Here is a 24,590-nt window from a genome sequence, read left to right as displayed (position 1 = left end):
AGATCCTGCCCATTCACGCGTAGGCTTTTGCCGTCCGAGGGGAGCGCCGAGGGGAGCGCAATGACGACCACAAAATATTTTGATGGTGTGCGCGAGGCGCAGCGCGCTCAGGGACCCGTAGCCGACATGCCGCCGTTCGATATCGAGCGGATGCGGGCAAAGGGTTGGCGCGCCACACTCACGAGCCGCCTCCTTGAGAATCCGCGCTGGGCGCTCGGTCTGTTGCGACGGTTTCATCCGATTCTGAAGTTTGGGGGTCTCGTTCTCGTTACGCGCAGCGAGGATGTGCGCGAAATTCTCGAGCGTCAGGACGTGTTCCAGACCCCCTATGGTCTCGAGATGGCGGAGATCGCCGGGGGAACCAACTTCATTCTCGGCATGCAGGACGGTCCGGATTACCGGCGCATGAAATCGACCGTGTTGTCGGCCTTTCCGGTAGACGAGGTCGAAGATGTTGTACGCCCTATGGCGGCGCGGCACGCTTCGGCCATCATGCAACGCGCCGCCCCGCGTTTCGATGCGGTCGCCGGGCTTCTGCGTGTGGTTCCCGTCCGCATCTGCCGCGAGTATTTCGGCATTCTCATTGATGATGAAGAGGCCTTCTCTGATTGGGCCAATGCTTTGAGCGGTTTGTTTTTTGCCGATCCCGCCGCCGATCCTGTGACACGGGAACTGGCGGTCGTGGCCGCAGATCGCGTGCGGCGATCGATAGACCGATCGGTCATGGCGGTACGCGAGGGGAAGGTGGCAAACACCACACCGCTTGGCCGGCTGGTCAGGATGCTCGATGCGCAAGAACCGCAGATCAGCCTCGGCGAGGTCCATGCGATCATGCTGGGCATGATTGCCGGTTTCACGCCCACCAATCTGCTGGCGAGCGGCAATTGCCTGGACGTCGTGCTCTCCAGACCCGAGGCGCGCCGGGCCGTGGAAGAGGCCATTGCTGCGAAAGACAATGCGCGTCTTGAACGGGCCATTCTTGAGGCAATGCGGTTCAAGCCCATCTGGATCGGTCCGTTCCGCTATGCCGCGCGCGATGCGGTGATCGCCAGAGGGACACGCCGCGAACGGAAGATAAAAGCAGGCACCACGGTGATGCCCGCGACCCTTTCGGCCATGTTCGACCCGGCAGTGGTGAGTGAACCCGAGCGGTTCGACACCGACCGCCCGGCGCGGGATTACATGGTGTTCGGTCATGGCATTCACCAATGCATCGGTGCTGCAATCGCCCGGATACAAATCGCTGAGTGCTTTCGCGCGCTGTTCTCAAAACCCGGGCTGCAGCGCGCCGGCGGGAAAGACGGGCGCTTGAAACGGCTCGGTGCCTATCCGGAAAGTCTGACGGTCTGCTTTGATCCTGCGCCGCTTTCAAGGGCGGTCGAGCACGCCATGGTGACGGCTGTGATTCCCTGCGACAGGGACGCGCCGATGGACGCGTTGCGCGAAAGGGTCGATGGGCTGGGCAACCCGGCGGGAGAGGCGATTAAGAGCGCGCTGGACGCGAGTGGCATGATCCATTTCGCCAGCATCGCCGTGATCGACGGGCGAGGCGAGAAGGGGACGAACAGCGCCGGCCACCTCGTCATCGAGCTGTCAGGCGACGGCACGAAGGATCAGGTCGTGGATGCCTTTGTACAGGCGACCGAACCTGTTTTGTCGGAGCTCTTTGCCGTGGCGAGCGGAACGGGCGTGCATAAGCCAGCCGGTGTGCTTGTCCGTGACAATGCGCTCGACATCTCCCCCACTTTCGGCAGCAACGCGGGACTTGTGTTTTCCGGCACACCTGGCCACTCCGTCCGGCGCATCCGGGCAGAAGCCGAGTTGGAAAAGGCCGCACGCGAAGAAATCGCGGCGGCACCCGAGGGTGTCGAGGCTGGCGAAATTCTGGACAATGTCCGGCAGAAACTGGCCGACGACGGGCGTTTCCACTGGGCGTTCGAGCCTGCCGAAGCACTTCTCGAAAATCCAGCAGGCAACCTTGCCAACGCGGTGAAGCGGACATTGCGCGCGCCGAAGGTTCTGGTCACGGTTTCAGTGATCCTCCTCATCTGCCTCGCGATCACCTATTCGCTGGTGTTCGGATACGCGCCCGGCTTCTTTCGCAATCTCCTGATCGTGGGCACCTCCATCGTGCTTACTCTGATCGGCGTGACCATGCTTCTGCTCTTCATCGTCGGGCTTTTGATCCTCTATTTGCGCCACCTGGAAAAGCGCGATCCCCCGAGCGACGGGAACGCGAGCCTGGTACTTCTGGAAGAGATCTCAAGGCGCGAGAACCATCTGGCACAAAACCATCTGACGGCGGTGTCCACGCTGAAGGGTGGTTGGCTGAGACGCCTTGCGCTTCGAACCTCCTTCTACCTGATCTCGATCATGGCTCGCCAGGTTTTCCGGCCGGGATACCTTTCCGATATCAACACCATCCACTTTGCTCGCTGGGTGCTCCTTCCGGGGACGAAACAGCTTGTCTTCCTCAGCAATTATGGTGGCAGTTGGGAAAGCTATCTGGAGGATTTCATCACCAAGGCTCATGCCGGCCTGACCGGTGTCTGGAGCAATACCGCAGGCTTTCCGAAAGCGCGGATGCTGTTTTTCGACGGGGCGACCGATGGCGACCGCTTCAAGCGCTGGGCACGGGCACAGCAGGTGCCGACTCTGTTTTGGTACGCAGCCTATCCAGGCCTCACCACCGCGCGCATCCGCATCAACTCGCTGATCCGCAGCGGGATCGCGAAAGCGGAAACCGAAAGCGAAGCGCGCGACTGGCTGCGCCTCTTCGGCTCGCAGCCGCGCCCGCGCGATACGCTTGAAACGGAGGAGATCCAGTCGATCTTCTTCGGACCTCTTGGCCCGCTCGCAAAAGCGGAAATGATTGCCTTCCATATCCCGGCGGACCTGTCGCGCCCTACGCGGCGGGAGTGGTTGGCATTCTTGCTCGAACGCACCAGCTTCGGCAATCAGCTCCCGCCCGAGCGGGCCATGATCACCTTGTTCGGGCCGGATGGCTTGCGACGAATGGGGTTGGGAGACCGGCCGGGTGATGATTGTCTGGACGAATTTCCGGCCGCTTTTCGGCAAGGCATGGCAACCGAGGCACGCAGTCGGGTTCTGGACGACATCGGCAAAAGCGCGCCGCAGCGCTGGCTCTGGGGCTCGCAGGAGAAGCCGGTCGATCTCGCGGTAATCTGCTATGCGCGTAGTTATGAAACACTCGATGCAGACATACAGTCACTGATGGACGCCACGGACAAGGCCGGTGTGAAGCGCGTTGCCCAGCTCCCCCTCGAAATCAGGAGAGAGGGCAGGCATGCCGTCGAACATTTCGGTTTCGCCGACGGCATATCCCAGCCAATCGTGCGGGGCACGCCACGCGCCAGCGGGAGCACATCGTCGATGCACCTCATCGCGCCCGGCGAGTTCGTGCTTGGCTATCCGGATGAAAACAATTTCTATCCGCCCTCTCCAACGGTCTCCCCAGCCGAGGACAGCAAAGGAATACTCCCGGTAGTGGAAGCGGGAGCAGAAGCGCCGCTCTTCGGCAAGAAGGCAGCCCTGCGTGACTTCGGGCGCAATGGCAGTTTCATGGTGATCCGTCAGCTCGAGCAGCATGTTTCGACCTTCAATACCTATTGCCGGCATGCTGCCGAGACGGTGCGAGCCGAGACAGGCAATACCACGATCGATTCGAAATGGATCGCAGCCAAAATGGTCGGGCGCTGGCAGGACGGCACCTCTTTGGTGCGCAATCCAAATGGCCGCCCCGATCGCGAGCCGGACAACGATTTCACCTTCGCTGCAGAGGACCCGCAAGGGCTCCATTGTCCGCTGGGCTCTCATGTGCGTCGTTCGAACCCCAGAGACTCTCTCGGCGCCGACCCCGAGACCCAGCTCAAGATCAACAATCGCCATCGCATCCTGCGTTGTGGCCGAACTTATAAAAACGGTCAGGAAGCGGGCCTGCTCTTCATGTGCCTCAACGCCGATATCGAGCGACAATATGAATTCATGCAGCAAAGCTGGGTGTCGTCCTCCTTCTTTCAGGGGCTGACGGACGAGAAGGATCCAGCCATTGGCGCCAACGAGGGCAAAGGCAGTTTTTCTATCCCGATGGACGAGGGGCGTCTGATTTTGGATGATCTGCCAGGCTTCGTGACAACTCGCGGCGGCGGCTATTTCTTTATGCCGAGCCGCTCGAGCCTGCGCTATCTCCTGTCCCGCTTGTGATCACTCGTCCTCCAGGTGGATGATTTCCTGCAGCCCGGCTCTGGAGATCAGTCTTATGGCGCCGCGTCTGATGGCGATGAGGTTCTCATTGCGCCAGGCGTTCAGCATCTTGTTGACGGATTCGCGCGTGGCGCCGAGAAAGGCGGCGAGCTCGGATTGGGAGATCCTGATCCAGCCACCATCTCCGGCGATCCTGTCATTGAGAAGCAGGAGGCGCTTGGCGAGCCGCGCTTCCACCTTGAGCAGCGCCTGATCATTGCGCTCATTGCTGATCCATCGCAACCGCGCGCACAGGAGCTCGATCATCGCAAGCGACAATGAGGCGTCCTCCGCCAGCTTCCGCATCAGTTGCACGCGGCTCAGCGACACCAGCTCGCAATCGGTCAGGCAGATGGCGCTTGCGGTTCTGGCACCGCCGTCAAGGGCTCCGATTTCGCCAATGAGGCTGCGTGAGAGCTCAATATTGGCGACCAGTTTCCGACCGCTGATGGAATAGCTGGAGATCTCCACCGTCCCCGAAAGCACACCGTATATGCGATCTGCCGGATCCTCATGCATGAAGAGATAGTCGCCCGCTCTGTAGCGCTCGGGCCGGCACTGACTGAACAGCATCTCAAAATGCGCAGGACACAGGTTGACCGTCTCCCTGGGCGAGGGGCTCGCTTGTGCGATCTGCGGCGTGTCCGTGCTGTCCAAGAGATTTCACGCAGGCTGGCCAATGTTATTCTTGATAATGATTTGCGCCGCTGTTTCCGTCAACGGAACAGGCGAGTGAGTGGAAAGCGATCTGCGCTCGATCATGCTTGCCGGTGCCCGGCGCGGAAGAAACAGACTGAGCATTTGCACAGAAACGCCAAGACCGTTTCGGCCATGGGAATGCGTTGGGCATGGTGCCGCCCGGGCAGGATTTTTGGTAATTTCGTTTCAACGGACAGTGCATCCTGGCGGGGATTCTTGCGCATTTCTTGCAACCTGAGGGAAAGGTGCCCAAAAGCGTTTGACGTATACGGAATTTCGTTGCCAAATGCCGCCTCTTTCATCCTTTGGTTGGATGACAAGCAAGCAAGAAAATGGGAGTGCGGGAAAATGTTGAAATCCCTGATGCGACCGCTGCTCGCGGGTACGATTCTGCTTTCTTCGGCAATGGCAGCGTCCGCCGTCACCTATGTGCGCGGCAATGACGGCGATCCGGAAACGCTGGACCAGCATAAGACCTCGACGGTTGTCGAGGCGCATCTTCTGCGTGACCTTTATGAAGGCCTCGTCGTTTATGACGCCAGCGCCAAGATCATTCCCGGCGTGGCCGAGGAGTGGACGGTTTCGGATGATGGCAGTGTCTACACATTCAAGCTGCGCGACGATGCCAAATGGTCGAATGGTGACCCGGTCGTGGCCGGGGATTTCGTCTTTTCGCTGCGCCGCATCATGATGCCGGACACCGGCGCGAAATATGCCAACATTCTCTACCCGATCAAGAATGCAGAGGCGATCAACAAGGGCGAGATGGAGCCCGATCAGCTGGGCGTCAAGGCAGTGGACGAGCGGACGCTCGAGATCACGCTGGAGCAGCCAACCCCCTATTTCCTCGAACTCCTGACCCACCAGACGGGCCTGCCGGTCAACCCCAAGGCAGTTGAAGCGCACGGAACCGATTTCGTGGCGCCGGAAAACATCGTGACCAACGGCGCCTACAAGCTCGTATCTTTCCAGCCGGGCGACAAGATCGTCATGGAGAAGAACGAGAACTTCCACGACGCAGACAGCGTTCAGATCGACCGGATCGAGTATTTGCCGATCGAGGATCGCGCCACCTGCGTGCGCCGCTTCGAGGCGGGCGAAGTCCATAGCTGTTCCGACCTGCCGACCGAGCAGATCAAGTCACTCAAGGAGCGTCTTGGCGATCAGGTTCGGATCACACCCTATCTCGGCACCTACTACTACGCGCTCAACATGAAGCGCGAGGCAATGGCCGATTCCAAGGTGCGCCAGGCGCTCGCCATGGCGATCGATCGCGAGTTCCTTGGCGACGAGATCTGGGCTGGCTCCATGTTGCCCGCCTATTCGCTGGTTCCGCCCGGCATCGGCAATTATGAAGGCGGCGGCGCTCAGGCAGAGTGGGCCGATATGTCCCCGCTCGACCGCGAGGACAAGGCCATCGAGCTGATGAAGGAGGCTGGCTTCGGCCCCGACAATCCGCTGACAGTCGAGCTGGCCTACAACAACTCTGAAAACCACAAGAATACGGCGACCGCGATTGCCGACATGTGGAAGCCGCTCGGCGTCAATGTCGAATTCAACGTCCGCGATCTGTCGGCGCACTACGCCAATCTGCGCGATCAGAAGGACTTCGACGTGGCGCGTGCCGGCTGGATCGGCGACTACTCCGATCCGCAGAACTTCCTGTTCCTGGTCGAGAGCGACAACACCGGTTTCAACTACGCCCAGTACGAGAACCCGGAATACGACGCACTCATGGACAAGGCCGCGGCCGAGACCGATCTGGTCAAGCGTGCGGAGATCCTGCGTGAGGCAGAAGCGATGTTCATGGCAGACATGCCCTATATTCCGCTTCTCTTCTATTCGTCCCTTTCTCTGGTATCGCCCAAGCTCAAGGGCTGGGAAGACAACATCCAGAATGTTCATGGGACACGCTTCATGAGCATCAGCGAGTAACAACAGCGTTCGATTTTTCCGCCCGGTCCCTTTGAGGGCCGGGCGGCATCGAACCAGCATGAGAGTTGGTAGCGATGCTCGGATATGCCGTGCGCCGTCTCCTCGGCGCAATTCCAACCCTGTTCCTGATCATAACCTTCGCCTTCTTCCTGATGCGGGTGGCGCCGGGTGGTCCCTTCGACCGTGAGCGCACGCTGGAAGCGAAGGTGCTGGAAAACCTGAACCGTGTTTTCCATCTCGATAAGCCTGTCTGGGAGCAGTACCTTTACTATCTCGGCAACCTCGCCCGTGGCGATCTGGGGCCGAGTTTCATCTATCGCGATTTTTCCGTTCAGCAGTTGCTCGGCAATGGCTTGCCGGTATCCATACAGCTCGGTGGCATGGCACTGCTTGTCGCGCTGCTGATCGGCAGCGTGCTCGGCACCATCGCCGCGTTGCGCCAGAATTCATGGGTCGATTATTCCGTCATTGCGGTTGCCACTTTCGGCATTACCGTGCCGAACTTCGTGGTCGCCCCGCTTCTGTCTCTGGTCTTCGGTGTGTGGCTCAGCCTGCTGCCGGCCGGCGGCTGGAACAGCCCAGAATCCATGGTGCTTCCGGTAATCACGCTGGCCCTGCCACAGGTGGCGATCATCGCCCGTCTGATACGAGGCTCCATGATCGAAGCGCTGCGTTCCGACCATGTGCGCACCGCGCGCGCCTACGGCCTGCCGCAGCGCATGATCGTCATCGTGCATGCGCTGCGGGCAGCCTGTCTGCCGGTGATCTCCTATCTGGGGCCGGCGGCAGCCGCGCTTCTGACAGGCTCGGTGGTGGTTGAAACCATTTTCGGCCTGCCGGGCATCGGCCGTTACTTCGTTCAGGGTGCGCTTAACCGCGACTACACGCTGGTTATGGGCACCGTCATCATCATCGCCGTCTTCGTGGTGGTCTTCAATCTGATTGTCGACCTTCTCTATGCGGCGCTGGATCCGAGAGTGCGCTATGACTGACATCGCCACCGGCCAAATGCCGCCCGAGGGTGAGTTGCCGACGACCAAGAGCCGCTCGGCCTGGGAAACGGCTTTCATGCGGTTGCGGAGAAACCGCGCCGCCATGGCCAGCCTCTTCATTCTGATCCTGTTCGTCGTTGCCGGCATCTTTGGTCCGATGCTGGCGCCGCATCCCTATGCGCGTGTTTATTCGGACTTCGTGAAAGTCCCGGCCAGCCTGGAAGCATACCCGCGTCAGTCGGAGATCGTGCCCCTGGCGGAAGCCGCGCTGTCGCGGGCGCGGCTGGAGACAGGCACCATCGAGCTCGATGGAAATACGGTGCGCATCGAGGCAACCTCTCGTCGCGAGATCGACCCGCGCGTGACGCGTTATCTTGACCGCTCGGACCTGTTCTCGAACGCACGGATCGTCGAGCAGGCAGATGACAAGAAGTCGATCGTCATGGAGGCGGATGTTCAGCGTCTGCGCTTCATATTCGGTACGGATGCCAACGGGCGTGATCTGTTTGCGCGTGTACTTATCTCGATCCGCATATCGTTGATGATCGGCGCGCTTGCGACGGGCGTGGCGTTGTTGATCGGCGTGATTTATGGCGCCACCGCCGGTTTCCTCGGCGGACGCATCGATAACATCATGATGCGCATTGTCGACATTCTATATTCGCTCCCCTTCACCTTTTTCGCCATTCTCCTCGTGGTGTTCTTCGGGCGAAACGTGGTTCTGATGTTTATCGCGGTCGGTGCCGTGGAATGGCTGGACATGGCACGCATCGTGCGCGGGCAGACAATCGCGCTGAGACGGCGTGAATTCGTTCAGGCGGCGGAGGCGCTCGGCGTTAGCTCAGGCGGTATACTCAAGCGCCACATCATCCCCAACACGCTCGGTCCGGTGATCATCTACATGACGCTGCTCGTGCCCAAGGTCATTCTTCTGGAGAGTTTCCTCTCCTTCCTCGGCCTTGGTGTACAGGAGCCGCTCACCAGCCTTGGTGTGCTGATCTCGGAGGGCGCGCGCAACATGCGTGGGGCAGCCTATATGCTGCTCTATCCGTCGCTGGCACTCACCGCGCTTCTCTTCGCGCTCAACTTCCTCGGCGATGGCCTGCGCGACGCGCTCGATCCGAAGGACCGCTGACATGATGAAGCAGAACGAGGAACGCATCTTCGATATTCGCGACATCCGCGTCACCTTCGACACGCCGGACGGTGCGGTCGAGGCGGTGCGTGGCGTGGGCATGCATGTGAACGCCGGCGAAACGGTCGCTGTGGTGGGTGAATCGGGATCCGGCAAGAGCCAGATCATGATGGCCGCCATGGGGCTTCTGGCCACCAATGGCTCCGTCTCCGGTTCCGTGACTTATCGCGGACAGGAGCTCATCGGTCTGCCGCGCGCGAAACTCAACAGGATCCGCGGCGCCAAGGTCACCATGATTTTTCAGGAGCCTATGACATCGCTCGACCCGCTCTACACCATCGAGCGGCAGATCTGCGAGCCGATCCGCGTGCATGGCGGGCTTTCCGCTTCCGCGGCGCGCAAACGGGCGCTGGAACTCCTGAAGCTCGTCCACATTCCCGATCCCGAGCGGCGACTGAAATCTTATCCGCACGAGCTTTCGGGCGGTCAGCGACAGCGTGTCATGATCGCCATGGCACTCGCCAACGATCCGGACCTGCTGATCGCCGATGAGCCAACGACGGCGTTGGATGTGACGATCCAGGCCGAGATCCTCGGTCTTCTGGCCGAGCTTCAGAAGAAACTCGGCATGGCCATCCTTTTCATCACCCATGATCTCGGCATCGTGGAAGCCTTCGCCGACCGGGTCTATGTGATGCAGAAAGGGCTGGTGGTGGAAACGGGTGCTACGGAGGACATCTTCCAGCGCCCGCAAAAGGACTACACGAAAATGCTCCTGGCGGCCGAACCGGAGGGCCACAAGCCACCGGTGGGCAATGATCAGCCTGTCCTGCTCGATGCCAGGGATATGTGCGTGACTTTCACTATCAAGGGCGGCTTCCTTTCGGGGCCGGGCTATGAACTGAAGGCGGTGCAGAATGTCGGATTGACACTGCGTGCCGGCCAGACGATCGGCATTGTTGGCGAATCGGGATCCGGAAAATCAACGCTGGGTCGTGCGCTCCTCCAATTGTTGCCCTCTGAGGGGCGAGTCGTCTATCAGGGCACACCCATTCAGGGCTTCGACCGTGCGGCCATGCGGCCATACCGGCGCAATCTGCAGATGGTCTTTCAGGATCCCTACGGGTCGCTCAGCCCACGCATGACGGTCGGCGAGATCATCACCGAAGGTCTTCTGGTGCATGAGCCGGGTCTGTCCGCTCGCGAGCGCGACAGGCGCGCCATTCAGGCACTGGAGGAGGTCGGGCTCGATCCATCCATGCGCAACCGCTTCCCGCACGAGTTCTCGGGCGGTCAGCGGCAACGCATCGCCATCGCCCGTGCGGTGATCCTGAAGCCTACCGTGATCGTGCTCGACGAGCCGACCTCGGCACTCGACCGCTCGGTGCAAAAGCAGATCATCACATTGCTGCGCCGCATCCAGGAAAGCCACAACCTTTCCTTCATCTTCATCAGCCACGACCTGGCGGTGGTGAAGGCGCTTTCTGATTATGCGATCGTGATGCGGTCCGGAAAGGTCGTGGAGGAGGGGCCGACCAGCGAAGTCTTCGACAATCCACAGAGTGATTACACGAAGGATCTGATGGAAGCTGCGTTCAATCTCCGGGAAGTTTTGAACCGGCAGGCTGCAGCCCGCGTCTAGTATTCGAACCGGGCCGTCCAGGGGAATACGCGCGGTTCGGCTGGCCTGTCGTTCACGTGTCCTTGCGGTTGAAAGCAAAAGGTTTCACGTTTTGTGGAACTTTGTTCGGTGTGGCTCGTTTTCACCTCGGAAACAATCGATTTAACAATCGATTGACTCTGCCGCGCGTCTGTTTCACGCTGGCCGGGTCGAAAGACGAATGGGAGCAAGGAGGGGCGTTTGAACGCACTCCAAATGATTGGCCTGAACGATGGGGCCACACCGGCGCGGTGTGGTCGTTTGCGTTCGTTGTGCCGACTGAGGGCGGTGATCGCCCCGGATCTGGCCAGCGCCGTATCATTCCCTTTGCTTCTCGGACGCAGCAAAAAGCGGCGTCGCAAGTTCCCGGCAAAAGCACGCCTACGCGGTATCGCGACCGTGCCTGGCTGGTTCCCGGCCAGCTGACGACGCTCGTTTGAGATCGTTTGCCCGAGCCGCATGGGCGGCGCGGGGCTTGTTTATATTTTTTGCCTGCCCGTTTGTTAAATGACCAGAGGAGAACAGTATGCGTTCCATCAAAACCCGCTTAATGGCAGGCCTTGCCAGCACCGCGATCGTGCTTGCAGGCGCCGTTGCAGCTCAGGCGGAAACCTGGAAATACGCTTTCGAAGAAGCGATGACGGATGTTCAGGGCGTTTACGCCCAGAAGTTCAAGGAAGAAGTCGAGGCCAACTCGGACCACGAGATTCAGCTTTTCCCGTTCGGTACGCTGGGCGAATCCGCTGACATCATGGAGCAGGCACAGGCCGGCATCCTTCAGTTCGTCGACCAGTCTCCGGGCTTCACCGGTGCGCTGATCCCCGAGGCGCAGGTTTTCTTCGTTCCCTATCTTCTGCCGGCAAAGTCGGAAGATCTCGGAGATTTCTTCCGCAACTCGAAGGCCATCAACGAGATGTTCCCGGAGCTCTATGCAGAACAGGGTCTCGAGCTTCTCAAGATGTTCCCCGAGGGCGAAGTGGTGATGAACACCAAGGAGCCGGTGGAGAAGCCTGAAGACCTCAACGAGGTGAAGTTCCGCGTCATGACCAACCCGCTTCTGGTTGAAAGCTACAAGGCATTCGGCGCGACGCCGACGCCGCTTCCCTGGGGCGAGGTCTATGGCGGTCTCCAGACCAACATTATTCAGGGCCAGGAAAATCCGCTGTTCTGGGTCGAGTCCACAAAGATGTATGAAGTGACCGGCGCCATAACGCTCACCGGCCACAACAACTTCACCACCGCGGTGATGGCCAACAAGGAATTCTTTGACGGCCTGAGCGATGAGGACAAGAAGGTCGTGCGGGACGCTGCCGATGCGGCTTTCGAGCACATCCTCGAGTACCAGAAGGGCCTGAGCGAAGAATCGCTCGAGAAGATCAAGGAAGCCAAGCCCGAGATGACGATCAGCGACCTCACCGAAGAGCAGCGCGCTCCCTTCAGGGAAGCGGCAGCCCAGGTGGAGGCAAAGTTCATCGAGATGACGGGTGACAGCGGCAAGAAGATCCTTGACCAGATGAAGGAAGACCTGAAGGCGGCCACGCAATAAGCCGCTGCCTTGAGCAACAATAAGCTGGACCCTGCGGCCATTCTCGGTCGCGGGGTTCCGTCATCTCATTGAGGGGAATGAAGATGGGCAGTGAAGACGACAAATCTGACCCGCACAGCGAACACTACGAATCCACACTGCCCGGCGTCATAGGCATATTCGACAATGCCATCAGCCGCATAGAATCGGTGATGCTCGCGCTCGGCGTGATGCTCATGGCGGTCAACACGATCGCCAATGTGGTCAGCCGCGCTATTGGGAGCACAATCTTCTTTTCCGAGGAGCTCAACCGCATCCTCATCATTCTCATCACCTTTGCCGGCATCGGCTATGCCGCGCGTCACGGCCGCCACATCCGCATGTCGGCGCTCTACGATGCGCTGCCCGGCAAGACCCGCAAGGTCTTGATGATCATCATCACGGTCATCACCGCGCTCACCATGTTCGCGCTGTGCTATTTCGCCATCGGCTATATCGGCAAGGTGGCCAAGTCCGGCCGTGTTCTTCCGGCCATGCAGATCCCGGTCTACTGGATCTATCTCTGGGTCCCCATCGGCTTCTTCATCACCGGCGTGCAATATGCGCTCACCGCGCTGAAGAATGTCGTCCAGAAGGACATCTATCTCTCCACCCATGTGCTGGAGGGATATGAGGAAGACGAAATCGAGATCTGAGCGGGGCCACGACCATGACACTCAAAATTTCCACCATCATGATCGTGTTGCTGCTGTTTGGCTTCCCGATGATGATCCCGCTCATACTGGGTGCGGCGTACGGTTTTTACGGTCTGTTCGGCGGTTTCGACCGTATGGACTTCATGGTTCAGCAGATGCTGGCAGGCATCCGTCCGGCCTCGCTCATCGCGGTGCCCATGTTCATCCTCGCCGCCGACATCATGACGCGTGGCCAGTCGGCAGACCGGCTGATCGACATGGTCATGAAGTTCATCGGCCACATCAAGGGCGGCCTTGCCGTCTCCACCGCCACGGCTTGCACGCTGTTCGGCGCGGTCTCCGGCTCCACGCAGGCAACTGTGGTCGCGGTCGGCTCGCCGCTGCGCCCGCGCATGCTGAAAGCCGGCTACAACGATTCCTTCGTTCTGGCGCTGATCATCAACGCCAGCGACATTGCCTTCCTGATCCCGCCCTCCATCGGCATGATCATCTATGGCGTCGTCTCCAAGACCTCGATCGCCGAGCTGTTCATCGCCGGCATCGGCCCCGGGCTTCTGCTCCTGGTGCTCTTCTCCGCCTATTGCATCGTCTATGCAATCGTGAAGGGCGTGCCGACCGAGCCGAAAGCGCCATGGGGCGAGCGTGTGGCGGCAGTGCGCGCGGCCATCTGGCCGCTGTTCTTCCCGGTCATCATCGTCGGCGGCATCTATGGCGGGATTGTCAGCCCCACCGAGGCTGCGGCCATCTGCGTGGCCTATGCGCTCTTCCTGGAACTGGTGATCTTCCGCTCGCTTAGCGTGGCCGACATCTACAAGATCTCCAAGTCCACCGGCCTGATCACCGCCGTGGTGTTCATTCTCGTCGCTGCCGGCACGGCATTCTCCTGGGTGATCTCCTTCGCGCAGATCCCGCAGCAGATCCTGGGCGCCATCGGCATAGACGAGATGGGGCCTAAAATGGTGCTCGCCGTCATTTCGATCGCCTTCTTCGTCGGCTGCATGTTCGTCGATCCGATCGTGGTGATCCTCGTTCTGGTGCCGATCTTCGCGCCAGTGGTGGATTCGGTTGGCCTCGACAAGGTTCTGGTCGGCACCATCATTACGCTGCAGGTGGCCATTGGCTCCGCGACACCCCCATTCGGGTGTGACATCTTCACGGCGATAGCCATATTCAAGCGACCCTATATGGACGTGATCCGGGGCATTCCGCCCTTCACGCTCATCCTGCTTGGCGTGTCGGCAGCACTGATCTTCTTCCCGCAGATCGCGCTGTTCCTGCCCAGCCTGGCATTCGATTAGGAGAGAGCCGATGTTCAAAAGGATACTCGTCCCGGTCGATGGCTCGGAAAACTCGGTGAAGGCTCTGCAGATGGGCGTTGAGTTGCAGAAAAACACCGGAGCGGAATTGATGACGCTCACCGTCTTCCGGCATCACAGCCTGCTTGAGGCCTCCATGTCGATGGTGCGGCCCGATGATCCCGAAAGCATCGATGATGTTATGCGTGAACATGCCAAGGAGATCGCCGACGCCGCCAAGAAAGCGGCAGTGGAGATGGGAGCTGAAAGCCCGCGTGCCTTTGTGAAAAGCGGCCAGCCTGCGCGCACCATCGTAAAGTTCGGCAAAGAGCGTGAGGTGGACCTGATCGTGCTTGGCAGCCGCGGGCTGGGCGATCTGGAGGGCTATCTTCTGGGAAGCGTGTCCCACAAGGTCACGAGCCTTGCCAATTGCCCCGTCATGGTGGTGTGATCGAAACGAAAGTGCAGATGCAACAAGGGCCGGATCCGCTGTCTGATCCGGCCCTTATTCCTGATGTTCCAGAAGCGTCTCGACGCTCTTTCCTGACAGTGTCAAACCGGGTCCGCTCCACCAATCGGTGGCGTGCCCGTTGGCCTGCGCCAGATGTTCCCGAGCCGCGTGCCAAGGGCGGTCAAGGCGTGCTTCAGCGCCGTGGAACGGGCTTTGTTCGCCTGCCGCGCATAGCGCTGCAATTCAGGGCTGGAACCAACGCCCACAGTATAGTGTGACATCAGAACCTCCTTGAGAGGGTTGGCAATGTAGAGAGTCTGCGGCGGTGTGCTGCCGGTTCTCCCGGTCAACCCATCGCTACAATTCCTATTTGGTCTCTATAGGAGCTTTACACAATAGAAATTATTCTTCCTGTTGTGTGCGTTTATGTTACGCTAAATCATGAGACATCGCCTGCCCAATCTAAACGCCGTCCGGGCGTTTGACGCGGCTGCCCGGCACCAGAGTTTTTCCCGCGCCGCGGCGGAGCTGGGCGTGACGCATGCATCTGTCAGCCGCTACATCAAGAATCTCGAAGCGGAGTTGGGCATGCCGCTCTTCGAGCGCCGGCACAGGCAGGTGGCGCTCACGCCGGGGGGAGCCCGCTACGCGGAAATTGTCGCCGATGCTCTGATGCTGATCTCGCTGGACACCGGCACGCGTGCAACGCGCAATGCAAAGGGGCGCGTCGTTCTGGAATCGGACTCTGATCTCGCGGCTCTGTGGCTCATGCCCCTCCTGACCGACGAAGTGCTGGAAACGTTGGGGATCGAGCTCGAATTGCGCTCTTACCCCGAGCCACCGCGCACCATTGCCCCCGATACCGATCTGGCGATCACCTGGGGGCGGCTGGATGTGCCGGGCTATACACGCGAGCCGTTTCTGGATTTCACGATCTTTCCGGTCTGCGCGCCGGATCGCGCGGAGCATGTGCGCATGCACGGGTTGATCGCCAACAAGCTGATCTATGATCGCGGCGTGAACACCTGGGAGGAACTCCTGCGGCGGCAGGGCACAAGCCTCAGCGCCGCATCGGGCCATCTCATCTTCCACCGCACGCAGCTTTGCCTTGAAGCGGCTGCGCGGGGGCTTGGTGTTGCTCTTGGCGATGATGTCTCGGCGGCCGCCATGCTGCGTGATGGAAGGCTGGTGCGTCCCTGCGGGCCATCGGTCGCCGGCCGCAACAGCTATTACCTTTCCTCCGTTTCGCGGGGCCCGGTCAGTCCTTCGGCGATGGCGATGCGGGCATGGCTCTTGAAGAAGGCGGCCGAGCATGTGCGTTGGGCCGAAGAGGCCGGCTATGCGCTGACCAAAGAGAGGTAGGTGAACGCACGGGGCTGTGAGGCAGCGCAATCGTCATCCCGTCCGAGCGGAGCGAGAGCCGGGACCCCGAAAGCCGGTATCCATTGAGAGGCACGGCCGATATCGGCAGGAGGTGCCGGTGGCCCAACCCGCGCCCGAAGCAAAACCGGGCCGCGCTTCATAACAATCTTCCAATGGGTCCCGGACAGCCCTTCGGGCTTCCGGGATGACGCTGTCGCGTGGCTTTCAGCGCGGCGCGTTCACACTGCCAGGTGTCAGGCTTACGCCGCCTTCTCCGCCAGCCGTTTCCGGATGCTCTCCACATCGGCGCGTGGTGTCGCCGCGAAGAGCGTGCGCGTGTATTCGTGCTGCGGATCGGTGAACACCGCATCGCGGGTTCCATATTCCACCGCTTCACCGAAATACATCACCATCACTTCGTCAGCGATATAGCGCACCACCGAAAGATCGTGGCTGATGAAGACATAGGTGAGGCCGAATTCTTCCTGCAGGTCGGCCAGAAGGTTCAGCACCTGCGCCTGCACCGAGAGGTCGAGCGCGGAGACCGGCTCGTCCAGCACCAGCAGGCGTGGCCTCAGCATGAGCGCGCGCGCGATGGCGATGCGCTGGCGCTGGCCGCCGGAGAACATGTGCGGATAGCGATTGAAGTGCTCGGCCTGCAGACCGACCTTCAAAAGCATCTCCATGGCGCGTTCGCGCCGCTCCTTCACCGGAACCTTCTCGTTGATGATCAGCGGTTCCATCAGCACATCGCCGATCTTCTGGCGTGGATTCAGTGAGCCATAGGGGTTCTGGAAGACGATCTGCACCTTGCGGCGCATTTCGGGCTCCACACCCGTCTTGCCGATCTCCACCGGCTTGCCGTCGATCAGGAGTTCGCCCGAAGTGGGTGCGTCGATCATCGTCATGATCCGGGCGAGGGTGGATTTCCCGCAGCCCGATTCGCCGACGATGGCCAGCGTTTTGCCCTTCTCAACCTTGAGGTCGATGCCTTTCAGCGCGTTGATGATGCGGCCCTTTCCGAAAAAGCCGCCGCCGATGTGATAGTCGCGCGTGATGCCGCGCGTTTCCAGGACGATCTCGCTCATGGGCGGGCTCCTGTCAGCGGCGCTTCATCGAACACGAAGTCGGAGACGGTCGGCAGGCGGTCGCCTGTCGCGTTCTCCGGCAGGGCCGAAAGCAGCGCCTTGGTATAAGGGTGTTGGGGCTTTTCGAAGAGCGAAAGCACGTCGGCCTCCTCCATCTTCCTGCCCTTGTACTGCACGATCACGCGATCGGCCGTTTCCGCTACCACGCCCATGTCATGGGTGATCATGATCATGCCCATGTTCTTCTCGGCCTGGATCGACACCAGAAGATCGAGGATCTGCTTCTGGATCGTCACGTCGAGCGCGGTGGTCGGCTCGTCGGCAATCAGGAGCTTGGGGTTACAGGCAATGGCCATGGCGATCATCACGCGCTGGCATTGGCCACCCGACATCTGGTGCGGGTAGGCATTCACCCGGTCGCTCGCATTTGGCAGGCCCACCGCCTCGAAGAGTTCCACCGTCCGGTCACGCCGCTGGCGGGCCGAAAGATCGGTGTGCATCTTGAGCGTTTCATCGATCTGGAAACCGACGGTGAAACACGGATTGAGACTGGCGATTGGCTCCTGGAAAATCATGGCAATGTCCTTGCCCACGATCTTGCGTCGGTCCGATGGCGACAGGTTGAGAATGTCGCGGCCCTGAAAGGTCATGGCGTCCGCCGTGACCTTTGCGGTCCATGGCAGAAGCCCCATAACCGCCAGCATCGAAACGGATTTGCCCGAGCCCGATTCGCCGACGATGGCCAGCACCTCGCGCGCCTCGACGGACAGCGAAACACCATCCACCGCGCGCAGCGTGCCGCCTGCCGTCTCGAATTCGACGCTCAGATTGCGAATGTCGAGAAGAGCTTCACTCATGTCACGACCTCTTCAGCTTGGGATCAAGCGCATCGCGAAGACCGTCGCCCATCAAATTGATGGCCAGAACGGTGATCAGGATGGCGAGACCGGGGAAGGTGACGACCCACCACGCACGCAGGATGAACTCGCGCGCTTCGGCCAGCATCGTGCCCCATTCGGGTGTGGGCGGCTGTGCACCCATGCCGAGGAAGCCAAGCGCTGCTGCATCGAGGATCGCGGTCGAGAAGGAGAGCGCCGCCTGCACGATCAGCGGTGCGGTGCAGTTCGGCAGGATGGTCTTGAACATCAACCTGATGTTACTCGCGCCGGCAACACGTGCCGCCGTCACATAGTCGCGGCCTTTCTCCGACATCACCGCAGCGCGCGTCAGGCGCACATAGTGCGGCTGCTGCACGAGCGCGATGGCGATCATCGCGTTGACGAGGCCCGGCCCCAGAATGGCGACCAGAACCAGTGCCAGAAGCAGCGACGGAAACGCGAGAATAATGTCCATCACGCGCATGATGACCGTGTCCACCGCGCCGCGGAAATAGCCGGCGATGAGGCCGATCAGAATACCCACCGAGACGGCGACCGAAACCACCACCACGCCGATAAAGAGCGAGAAGCGCGCGCCATAGATCAGGCGTGAGAGCAGGTCGCGGCCCACGGCATCCGTGCCGAGTATGAACGACCAGTTGCCGCCTTCCTGCCAGACCGGGGGCAGGAGGAAGGAGCCGCGGTTCTGCATGCTCGGGCTGTGCGGCGCGATCACCGGCGCCAGAAGCGCGATGACCACGATTGCGAGGAAAACGTAAAGGCCGATCACGGCGCCGCGGTTCTGGCTGAAATAGTACCAGAATTCCGCAAGGCGGGCGCGCCGCGTGACCGCGATGATCGTGCCGCCTTCGAGACCGACGGCGGCATTCGGATCTTTTGTGTTTGTCGAGCTCATGGTCAGTGCCTGATTCTCGGATTGATCAGACCGTAGAGAACGTCCACGATCAGGTTCACGATCATGATGATGGCGGCAATGAGCAGAAGCCCGCCCTGCACCACCGCATAATCGCGCTTGAACACGCTATCGACCATCCACTTGCCGATGCCCGGCCAGGAGAAGATCGTCTCGGTGAGGATCGCGCCGGCCAGCAGCACGCCCACCTGGAGGCCGATCGTGGTCACCACGGGGATGAGCGCGTTGCGCAGCGCATGGAGGCCGATCACCCGGCGCGGCGGCAGGCCCTTGGAGCGCGCCGTGCGCACATAATCTTCGCCCAGCACCTCAAGCATGGCCGAGCGCGTCTGGCGGGCGATCACCGCAAGCGGGATCGTGGCCAGAACGATGGTCGGCAGGATGAGATGCGACAGCGCCGATTTGAACGCGCCCGCCTGTCCCGACAGAAGGCTGTCGATCAGCATGAAGCCGGTGACCGGCGGGAAGAAATAAAGCAGCGAAATGCGGCCTGACACCGGTGTCCAGCCAAGAATGCCGGAGAAGAAGATGATCAGGAGCAGGCCCCACCAGAAGATCGGCATGGAATAGCCGACAAGGGCCGCACCCATCACGGTCTGATCAAGCCACGAACCGCGCCGGACAGCGGCGATCACGCCGAGCGGAACGCCAATGGCAACCGCCACGATGATCGCGCAAAGCGAGAGCTCGATCGTCGCCGGGAACAGGGTCATGAACTCCTGCAGCACCGGCCGTTTGGTGACGATGGAGGTGCCGAAATCGCCCTGCAACAGATCCGTCATGTAGTTGAAATACTGCACGAACAGCGGCTGGTCGAAGCCATAGAGCGCCTGGAGCTGCTGGTAGCGCTCCTCGCTCATGCCGCGCTCGCCGGCCAGAAGCATGATCGGATCGCCCGGCAGAAGGCGAATGAAGGAAAAGGCGACGATGGACACCCCGATGAAGGTGGGGATCAACAGCGCCAGCCTGGAGAGAAAGAAACGGAACATCTAATACACGACCGGCGACAGCTCGCGCCGCCGCCGGTTCCTGTTTCTGGTGAAGGGGCCTATTCGGCGATATCGACGCCTTCAAAGGCGTGGCCGCCAAGCGGGTCCATCTTGTAGCCGGTCACTTCCTTGCGCATTGGCATGTGGACGACCGAGTGAGCGATGGTTGCCCACGGGGCTTCACGCTTGAAGACGACCTGGGCCTCTTCATAGAGCTTGGCACGCTCCTCCTGCGAAGAGAGCGTCTTGGCCTTCTGAATCAGACCCTCGAACTCCTCATTGCACCACTGGGCGCGGTTGGAGCCGCCGACACCGTCACAGCCGAGCAGAACGGCGAGGAAGTTGTCCGGGTCGCCATTGTCGCCGGTCCAGCCAAGCAGCACCGCGCCATCGCGGTCTTCCGCCTTCGAGCGCTCGAGATACTCACCCCATTCATAAGAGACGATCTCGACATTGACGCCGACCTTGGAGAAATCCTCCTGGATCAGTTCGGCCATGCGGCGCGCGTTCGGGTTGTAGGGACGCTGCACAGGCATCGCCCAGACCTTCATGGAAAGGTCCGAAACGCCCTCTTCCTCAAGCATCTTCTTGGCTGCTTCCGGATCGTAGGCATCATCCTCGACCGCGTCGTTATACGACCACATTGTCGGCGGAATCGGGTTCTTGGCTGCCTGGCCGGCACCCTGGAACACGGCGTCGAGAATGGCTTCCTTGTTGATTGCCATGTTCAGCGCCTTGCGGACCTTCGCGTTGTCGAAGGGCGCAACCTTGGTGTTGTAAGCGAGGTAACCGACATTCAGGCCTTCCTGCTCGTCAACCTTCAGGGCTTCATTCGCCTTCAGGCTCTCGATGTCGGCCGGGTTCGGGTAGGGCGTGATGTGGCACTCGCCGGCGATCAGCTTCTGCTGGCGCACCGAAGCCTCGGTGGTGATGGCGAACACCAGATCGTCGATCGGCTGCTTGCCGTTCCAGTAATCGGGATGCGCCTTGTAGCGGATCACGGCGTCGGGCTGGTAGGCCACGAACTGGAAGGGGCCGGTGCCGACCGGCTTCTGGTTCAGGTCCGAAAGATTGCCGGATTCAGCGAGCTTGTCAGCATATTCCTTCGAGAAGATGGAGGCAAAATCCATGGCCAGGTTGGCAATGAACGGGGCCTCCGGGCGGTTCAGCACAAACTTCACCGTGTAATCATCGACCTTCTCGATGGACTTCACGAGGTCCGGCATGGACATGCCGTTGAAATACTCCCACGAAGCGCCTTCCACATAGGCGTGGTAAGGATGGTCTTCCTGAAGCTGGCGGTTGAAGGAGAACAGCACGTCGTCGGCGTTGAAATCGCGGCTTGGCGTGAAGAAGTCGGTCGTGTGGAACTTCACACCCTGACGCAGCTTGAAGGTGACCTCGAGACCGTCGTCGGAAATCTCCCAGCTCTCCGCCAGGCCCGGCACGGTCTTGGTGGTGCCCGGCTCGAACTGGACGAGGCGGTTGTAGACCGGTTTCGACGATGCGTCGAACGTGGTGCCAGCGGTGTAGAGCGCCGGGTCAAAGCCTTCCGGGCTTCCTTCCGAGCAGTAGACAAGCGTCTTCGCGCCCGCAGCGCCGCTCAGCACCGTAGCGGCCAGCAGAGCAGCCGCAAAGGTCAATTTGCTTTTCATTGAGGTCTCCCTGATTCTCGCATGGGCTTACTCCCGAAGCCCTGGAAGCTGGCATATAAGCAAAGATCGAATTGAGAGGGAACACCCTCGATCGCTTTGCCGCTGCAAATGCAATTATTAGTCGAATTTGCTCCTATTAATGCAATAAAGCACCACGCCCGCTCTTGTACTGTGAGCGATAGGGGAACCATATCAGCATCAAAGGTCATTGTTTCGAGGAGAAGAAAGTATGAGCGGCACATGGCATCTGGACGTTCTGGAGTTCTGGTTTGAGACGCTGACCCCCAAAGACTGGTTCACAGTGAGCGAGAAGACGGACGCGCTGATCCGCGACCGTTTCGGCGCGCTGCATGAGCGTTTGGTGCGTGAGCTCCCGCCGGAAGTGTTCAACGAGCCGAAAGCGGCCCTCGCCGCGGTTATCGTGCTCGATCAGTTCCCGCGCAACATCTATCGTCGGCAGCCTGGCGCGTTCGCTTCGGATGAGCTTGCCATGAGTGTGGCAGGCAATGCGATCGAGAAGGGACTGGATGAAGGGATGAGCGTTCCCGAGCGGCAGTTCCTTTATATGCCCTACATGCATTCGGAAGTGCTTGCCGACCAGGAACGCGCCGTCATGCTGTTCAAATCGCTGGGGCAGGAAGAATCTCTGAAATACGCGATCGAACACCGGGACATCGTCGCCCGTTTTGGCCGCTTCCCGCATCGCAACCGTGTGCTTGGACGGGAGAGCGGACCTGAGGAACGCGCCTTTCTGGAGGAACACGAGGGCTACGGCCAGTAAACCCCGCAGCGTTTCCTGCCTCATTGATACGGTCCCGGCGCGTAAACGCACTTGTGAAGGCCGGGGATGAAGCCCTACACTCGTCTTTTGAAGGGGGAGATCGTCATGATGCCGTGCGCTTGCCCAAACGTCGTGTGACGGTTGGTGTTGCGTCTGGTGTTACGTGAACGTAAACGTTATAACTGGTTTTTCTTTCTGGGAGGAGCAGTTGGCAAAAAGCGCAAAGACGCCCGCCAAGGGTGAAGTGAAAGCAGCGCGCACCGCAAAGGGCGGATCGGGCAGCAAGACGTCAGCCAAGAAGACGGCATCTACAGCAAAAAAACCGGCCGCGAAATCGGCAGCCGGTTCATCAAAGAAGTCGGCACCGAAGGCAGCGGCAAAACCTGCGGCATCAGCCCGCAAGGCCGCGCCGAAAAAGGCAACGGCATCCCGCAGGTCCGAGATCGCACGGCCCTGGGTAAATCATTATCCCGAGGGCATTCCCGCCGAGATGGGAGACTTCCCGAACAATTCGCTTGGCGAATTGCTTGTAGACGCCTGCAAGAGCTTCGGTGATCGCCCTGCCTTCACGTGCATGGGCAAGTCATTGAGCTATAGCGACCTTGAGGAGATGTCGCGGCACTTCGCAGGCTATCTGCAAACTCTGGGGCTTAAGCGCGGCGCACGCGTCGCGCTGATGATGCCCAATGTGCTGCAATATCCCGTCGCCATGATGGCCGTTCTGCGGGCCGGCTATGTGGTGGTCAATGTCAATCCGCTCTACACGCCGCGCGAGCTGGAACACCAGCTCAACGATGCCGGCGCGGAAGCCATCGTCATACTGGAAAATTTCGCCCACACGCTGGAAGCGATCGTGGAAAAAACGTCGGTCAAACACGTGGTCGTTGCCTCGATGGGCGAGCTTTTGGGGCTCAAGGGCCACATCGTCAATTTCGTCGTACGGCGCGTGAAGAAGATGGTGCCGGCCTGGTCTCTGCCGGGGCATGTGTCCTTCAGGGAGGCGGTCAAGAAGGGCACCTCCAAGGGCTTCAGGCCGGTTGAGATCGCGCTTTCCGACAATGCCTTTCTGCAATATACGGGCGGCACGACCGGCGTTTCCAAGGGGGCGACGCTCACGCACAGCAACGTTCTGGCCAATGTCATCCAGAACGAACTCTGGTTCCGCAGCGCCTATATCGGAAAGCCGAAGCCGGAAGCGCCGGTGCTGATCTGCGCCCTGCCGCTCTATCACATCTACGCGCTCACGGTGAACGCGCTGATGGGCATGAAGCTTGGCGGCAACAACGTGCTGATTCCCAATCCGCGCGACATTCCCGCTTTCGTGAAGGAGCTGCAGAAATACGACTTCCACATTTTCCCGGGGCTCAACACGCTGTTCAACGCGCTCCTGAACAATGAGGATTTCTGCAAGCTTCCCTTCAAGAGCCTGCTTGTCACCTTCGGTGGCGGAATGGCGGTGCAGCGCGCGGTCGCAGAACGCTGGCAGAAGCTGACGGGCTGCGTGATCTCGCAGGGCTATGGTCTGTCGGAAACCTCGCCCGTGGCCACAGTGAACAGCTTTGCGGCGAAGGAGTTCACCGGCACGATCGGCTATCCGATTTCCTCCACCGACGTCGTCATCCGCGACGATCACGGCAAGAACCTGCCTTTCGGCAAGGTCGGCGAGATCTGCATTCGCGGCCCGCAGGTGATGGCCGGCTACTGGAACCGGCCGGACGAGACCGCCAAGGTCATGACCGAGGACGGCTTTTTCCGCTCAGGCGACATGGGCACCATGGATGAGACCGGTCAGGTCACCATAGTCGACCGCAAGAAGGACATGATCGTTGTCTCCGGCTTCAAGGTCTTCCCCAACGAGGTGGAAGACGTAATCGCCAATCATCCGGGTGTTCTGGAAGCGGCGATTGTCGGCGTCGAGGATGAGCATTCCGGCGAGGTGCCGAAGCTCTTCGTGGTCCGAAAGGACGCGAATCTGACGGAAGAGGACCTCAAGAAGTTCTGCAAGGAGAACCTCACCGGCTACAAACGTCCGAAATATGTCGAGTTCCGCGACGAACTGCCGAAATCCAATGTCGGCAAGATTCTGCGCAAGGAACTACGCTGAACAAGATGGCCCGCGCCCGGTTTGAATTGACCCTTAAGGATGCGCGGGCCATTGTTTTCGTGGCTCTGGCGTTGTGCGGGGTTCGACAAGCTCACCATGAGGGAGGGTGAAGCTGGCGGGATCGGTGGCCACCGCTAGGAGCGTTTCAT

At 60.2% G+C, this 24,590-nt stretch carries 19 protein-coding genes; 12 read left to right on the top strand and 7 right to left on the bottom strand.

Features of this window, described 5'->3' with window-relative positions:
- Nucleotides 1-60 precede the first annotated feature (60 nt).
- Nucleotides 61-4,224, top strand: coding sequence for a cytochrome P450 (locus P2W41_RS00780; protein ID WP_404934028.1), 4,164 nt, complete (start codon nt 61-63; stop codon nt 4,222-4,224).
- On the opposite strand, the gene P2W41_RS00775 is transcribed toward P2W41_RS00780, so the two are convergent.
- Nucleotides 4,225-4,920: a Crp/Fnr family transcriptional regulator gene (locus P2W41_RS00775; protein ID WP_366931277.1), complete on the bottom strand. Its 696-nt coding sequence runs from the start codon at nt 4,918-4,920 to the stop codon at nt 4,225-4,227.
- Nucleotides 4,921-5,310: 390 nt separating this feature from the next.
- On the opposite strand from P2W41_RS00775, the gene P2W41_RS00770 reads away from it, so the two are divergent.
- The 8 genes from P2W41_RS00770 to P2W41_RS00735 all read left to right on the top strand — a co-directional run bounded on the left by P2W41_RS00770 (nt 5,311) and on the right by P2W41_RS00735 (nt 14,650).
- Nucleotides 5,311-6,897 carry a peptide ABC transporter substrate-binding protein gene (locus P2W41_RS00770; RefSeq protein ID WP_404934027.1) on the top strand — a complete coding sequence of 529 codons (1,587 nt, stop codon included), beginning with the start codon at nt 5,311-5,313 and terminating at the stop codon, nt 6,895-6,897.
- 74 nt (nt 6,898-6,971) lie between these two features.
- Nucleotides 6,972-7,889 (top strand): oligopeptide ABC transporter permease OppB, encoded by a 918-nt coding sequence (gene oppB, locus P2W41_RS00765; protein ID WP_292898398.1) that lies wholly within the window; start codon nt 6,972-6,974, stop codon nt 7,887-7,889.
- Entirely contained in the window at nt 7,882-9,024 is a 1,143-nt protein-coding gene (locus tag P2W41_RS00760; RefSeq protein ID WP_404934026.1) for an ABC transporter permease, read from the top strand. Before oppB ends, P2W41_RS00760 begins: the two co-directional genes overlap by 8 nt.
- Nucleotide 9,025: 1 nt before the next feature.
- Nucleotides 9,026-10,666: an ABC transporter ATP-binding protein gene (locus P2W41_RS00755; RefSeq protein ID WP_404934025.1), complete on the top strand. Its 1,641-nt coding sequence runs from the start codon at nt 9,026-9,028 to the stop codon at nt 10,664-10,666.
- 544 nt (nt 10,667-11,210) lie between these two features.
- Nucleotides 11,211-12,230: a TRAP transporter substrate-binding protein DctP gene (dctP, locus tag P2W41_RS00750; RefSeq protein ID WP_404934024.1), complete on the top strand. Its 1,020-nt coding sequence runs from the start codon at nt 11,211-11,213 to the stop codon at nt 12,228-12,230.
- Nucleotides 12,231-12,313: 83 nt separating this feature from the next.
- The gene (locus tag P2W41_RS00745) at nt 12,314-12,904 is read left to right on the top strand and encodes a TRAP transporter small permease (RefSeq protein ID WP_292898402.1); all 591 of its coding nucleotides are present in this window, start codon (nt 12,314-12,316) and stop codon (nt 12,902-12,904) included.
- Nucleotides 12,905-12,918: 14 nt separating this feature from the next.
- On the top strand, nt 12,919-14,202 hold the full coding sequence (locus tag P2W41_RS00740) for a TRAP transporter large permease (RefSeq protein WP_292898403.1): 1,284 nt from the start codon (nt 12,919-12,921) through the stop codon (nt 14,200-14,202).
- A gap of 10 nt (nt 14,203-14,212) precedes the next feature.
- Complete coding sequence (locus P2W41_RS00735) at nt 14,213-14,650, top strand: universal stress protein (RefSeq protein ID WP_292898404.1); 438 nt, start codon at nt 14,213-14,215, stop codon at nt 14,648-14,650.
- 101 nt (nt 14,651-14,751) lie between these two features.
- Here P2W41_RS00735 and P2W41_RS00730 read toward each other — a convergent pair whose 3' ends face one another.
- A complete protein-coding gene (locus tag P2W41_RS00730; protein ID WP_292898405.1) occupies nt 14,752-14,931 on the bottom strand; it encodes a hypothetical protein in 180 nt (59 codons plus the stop codon).
- 160 nt (nt 14,932-15,091) lie between these two features.
- Here P2W41_RS00730 and P2W41_RS00725 point away from each other — a divergent pair, with 160 nt between their 5' ends.
- Nucleotides 15,092-16,012, top strand: coding sequence for a LysR family transcriptional regulator (locus tag P2W41_RS00725; protein WP_404934023.1), 921 nt, complete (start codon nt 15,092-15,094; stop codon nt 16,010-16,012).
- Between the two features lie 260 nt (nt 16,013-16,272).
- On the opposite strand, the gene P2W41_RS00720 is transcribed toward P2W41_RS00725, so the two are convergent.
- From P2W41_RS00720 to P2W41_RS00700, 5 genes are read right to left on the bottom strand one after another with little or no spacing between them, the layout of a single operon-like run.
- On the bottom strand, nt 16,273-17,100 hold the full coding sequence (locus P2W41_RS00720; protein ID WP_292898407.1) for an ABC transporter ATP-binding protein: 828 nt from the start codon (nt 17,098-17,100) through the stop codon (nt 16,273-16,275).
- Nucleotides 17,097-17,957: an ABC transporter ATP-binding protein gene (locus tag P2W41_RS00715; RefSeq protein WP_292898408.1), complete on the bottom strand. Its 861-nt coding sequence runs from the start codon at nt 17,955-17,957 to the stop codon at nt 17,097-17,099. The genes P2W41_RS00720 and P2W41_RS00715 overlap by 4 nt, the downstream gene beginning before the upstream one ends.
- Before the next feature lies 1 nt (nt 17,958).
- On the bottom strand, nt 17,959-18,894 hold the full coding sequence (locus tag P2W41_RS00710; protein ID WP_292898409.1) for an ABC transporter permease subunit: 936 nt from the start codon (nt 18,892-18,894) through the stop codon (nt 17,959-17,961).
- A 2-nt stretch (nt 18,895-18,896) separates the two neighbouring features.
- Nucleotides 18,897-19,901, bottom strand: a complete 1,005-nt coding sequence (locus P2W41_RS00705; protein WP_404934022.1) for an ABC transporter permease subunit — start codon at nt 19,899-19,901, stop codon at nt 18,897-18,899.
- A 59-nt stretch (nt 19,902-19,960) separates the two neighbouring features.
- Entirely contained in the window at nt 19,961-21,556 is a 1,596-nt protein-coding gene (locus P2W41_RS00700; protein WP_404934021.1) for an ABC transporter substrate-binding protein, read from the bottom strand.
- A 229-nt stretch (nt 21,557-21,785) separates the two neighbouring features.
- On the opposite strand from P2W41_RS00700, the gene P2W41_RS00695 reads away from it, so the two are divergent.
- Nucleotides 21,786-22,337, top strand: coding sequence for a DUF924 family protein (locus P2W41_RS00695; protein WP_404934020.1), 552 nt, complete (start codon nt 21,786-21,788; stop codon nt 22,335-22,337).
- A 208-nt stretch (nt 22,338-22,545) separates the two neighbouring features.
- Nucleotides 22,546-24,441, top strand: coding sequence for a long-chain-fatty-acid--CoA ligase (locus P2W41_RS00690; protein ID WP_404934019.1), 1,896 nt, complete (start codon nt 22,546-22,548; stop codon nt 24,439-24,441).
- Nucleotides 24,442-24,590: the final 149 nt, after the last annotated feature.

This window comes from Nitratireductor sp. L15S-10, from assembly GCF_045011005.1.
Classification (GTDB): Bacteria; Pseudomonadota; Alphaproteobacteria; order Rhizobiales; family Rhizobiaceae; genus Nitratireductor.
The sequence above is the reverse complement of the archived record's forward strand: the minus strand, read 5'-3'. Positions and strand labels throughout refer to the sequence as shown.